Raw genomic sequence first — 3336 nt, 5'->3', positions numbered from 1 at the left:
GGGAATCGGGAATCGGGAATCGGGAATCGGGAATCGGGAATCGGGAATCGGGAATCGGGAATCGGGAATCGGGAATCGGGAATCGGGAATCGGGAATCGGGAATCGGGAATCGGGAATCGGGAATCGGTATAAAACAAAATATCTCTACCGGATTAGACTAAAAAATGCTCGGATCATTAGTGATTAGTGTTTTAATTAAACCCTCTATTTAATTGGTTTTTGTTTAAACAATAATTGCCAATATTAACTAAGTTTTTGTTTAAAAGTTAGTTATCATCATAAAATCCAATCAAAAATATATATTCTAGTCTATTTTTGCCTTTTGCCTTTTGCCTTTTGCCTTTTGCCTTTTGCCTTGCTAAAATTAATCTTAGCAAGGCAAATAACTACTCAACCTTGAACTGGTCAGCACTGGCTTGAAGATTCTGAGCCATGGCGAGGAGTTCTTGGAAAGAGGTAGAAATTTCTATGGCATCCTCAGAAGTCTTGTTGGCAATTCCTGCAACCTCAGTCATGGTTTGGGTCACTGATTGGAACTCTTCGGTCTGTACCTGGGTTGCTTGGGTAATACCGTCTACGAGCTGGCTGATTTGGCTGGTGGCTTCAACAATGGCATTGAGAGTTAGACGGGTATCTTGTACCATTGCGGTTCCTTGGGCAACCTGTTGAATACCTTTATCCATGGCTGTAGATACCTCAGCAGTACTCTTCTGGATATCCTGCACCAACTGTTCGATCTCAGTGGTGGCTTCCGCTGACTGACGGGCTAGAGAACGCACCTCATCGGCAACAACTACAAAACCCCGTCCATACTCACCGGCTCTTGTGGCTTCAATGGCTGCATTCAACGCTAGCAATTGGGTCTGATTAGTAAAGTTGCTAATCAGGTTCACTACCCTCGAAACCTTCTGGGAGGATTCGCTCAGGCGCTTGAGCCGTTTGCTGGTTTCTGCCACTGTCTCCCGGATTTCCAGAATTCCATCTACGGTACGGTTCATGGCGGCATCCCCTGCTTGGAGGGTTTGGTTAGCGGTTTGGACTGCCACTTCTACCTGTTGAGCACTCTGACCTACAGCTTCTGTAGAATTAACCATGGTCTGGATGTGCTCTAAGACTTCACCGAGAGCCATAAATTGTTGCTGGGCTTGGGCTGTGAGCAAAGCAATGGAGGATTCCCTGTCAACAGACGTTTGGGCAACTTTCCTGGAGGCTTGCTGGACTTGAGTCACGATCCGGCGCAGGCTTTGTAAGGTGTTGTTGTAGGCATCAGCAATGGTACCTACTTCATTGTTGGTTACCGGAGCTCGGACAGTGAGGTCTCCTTCTAGAGCTGGCCGCACTGCTGAGAGCAACTGCATTACCTCCCGCTGTACCGCTTCTTTGTCGGCTTTCTCCCGTTGTGCGGCATTGGTCAGCTGCTGGGACTGGTTCTGGATTTGTGCCAGATACTCAGCCTGTTGCAGGGCTGCCCCCACTTGCACCCCAATCTGAGCCAGGGCGTTGAGTTCAAACTCTTGCCAGTTACGAGCACCAGTATTTTGGTAGGTAGCCAGTAAACCCCATAAGGTTCCTTCTAGAAAAATTGGTGCCAGCATATAAGCCTTAACCTCATATTGCTCCAAGGTTTCCAGGTAACCGTCAGAATAACCAAAGGTGTAAATGTCATCAACTGCCACGCTTTCACGATTGCGATACCGACCTCCCTGGGTGTCTTGTAGATAAGTATCGGGCCAGAAGGCTTGGATATCCGCTCCCACCCATGGTAACCAACCGGTGGCAACTGCCTCAGCCACAAACTCACCAGTCCAATCAGGATTGAATTGATAGAGGGCTACGCGATCGCATTTGAGCAACTGCCGGACTTCTTGGGTTGTGATACCATAGATTTTAGTTACCTCCCGAGACTGGAATAGCTTACCGACTATTTTGGTTACCCCCTGAGCAATAAAAGCCGCTTTGGTGAGTTGGCTAGATTGGGCTCGCAACTGATCTAGGTAATGGGATCGCTGCAAGGCTAATCCCAGGGAATTACTAATCTGGAGCATGAGGGTGACATCAGTATCTTGCCACTGACGGGGTCCCGTATTTTGGTAAGCCGCCAGCAGCCCCCAGAGCTTTTCACCTTGGAAAATCGGCATAATCAGATATGCCCTGGCTTGGTATTGTTCCAGAGTGTTGATGTAGCAAGGAGAGAAACCAATGGCATAGATGTCATCAACCTGCTTGAAGCGGTCACCTCGGGCGAAGTCCCCACCCTGGGTTTCTTGCAAGCAGGTATCAACATTAGACAGAGAATTAACACTCAGGACTGTAACTGTGCAGCGCTCAGAAGCCGTTGTATCCACCTTCAGGCGGTCGTCTCTTTCTTGTTCAGTGATTAGGGAAAGCCAGCCAGGGGCAACGGATTCCGCCACAAACTCACCACTCCAGTCGGAGTTGAAGCGATAGATCACTACCCGGTCAGCTCCCAACACTTGCCGCAACTCTTTGGTAATGCTCTGGAAGACACTGTAAACATCTACAGACTGGGACAAATGGTTGCTAAGGCTTGCTACTACTCGCTCCCGCACAGCAGCTTGGGCAAGCTGGTGGGATTTGGCTTCTACTTGATTCAGGTAGCTCAATTGCTGTAGGGCTACCCCAAAGTGCAGGGCAATCTGCTTGGCAAAATCAATCTCATACTCCTGCCATTGACGGGGCTGACTGCATTGGTTAATGCACAACAATCCCCACAAATCAGGTCCTTGAAGTAGGGGCACAACCAGATTAGCCCGGACTTGGAACTGAGCCAGCAGCTCAATATGGCAATCGCTCAGTCCGGCATTGTAGACATCAGCAACCGCTTGCACACGTCCTTCGGTATAGTGAGGGGCATACTGTTCACCAAAGCAGTGGTCGGTAACTTTGGTTCCTAGCATGGCATCGTAGCCTGATGCCACATCCTCAGATACCAATTCCCCATCATCAAAGCCAGAGTTAGGGTAAAACCGAAATACACCCACCCGGTCAACCTGAAGAAGCTTGCGAATTTCGATAGCGGTTGTCTTGAAAATGGTATCCAGGTTTCGAGACTGACGGATCTTGTTGATGATTCCAACTACCGCTCGCTCCATCCGTGCGATTTTAGCTACCTGGGTAGATTTTGCCTCTACTTGGGCCAGGTACTCTGTTTGTTGTAGGGCAACTTCAAAGTGTAGGGCAATCTGCTTGGCAAAATCAATCTCATACTCCTGCCATTGACGGGGCTTACTGCATTGGTGAATGCATAAAAATCCCCAGAGTTCAGTTCCTTTACGCAATGGCACCACCAGGTTAGCCCGGACTTGAAACTGAGC

The 3336-nt window shown here is 48.8% G+C and carries 1 protein-coding gene; it reads right to left on the bottom strand.

The window, feature by feature from the left end; all coding sequences use genetic code 11:
• Positions 1–387 precede the first annotated feature (387 nt).
• The coding region (locus F6K38_RS37615) for a GAF domain-containing protein (RefSeq protein WP_287360090.1) at positions 388–3336 on the bottom strand (2949 nt) is incomplete at its 5' end.

This window comes from Moorena sp. SIO3B2 (genome assembly GCF_010692525.1).
GTDB lineage: Bacteria > Cyanobacteriota > Cyanobacteriia > Cyanobacteriales > Coleofasciculaceae > Moorena > Moorena producens.
This window is presented reverse-complemented; position numbering and strand designations above follow the sequence as displayed.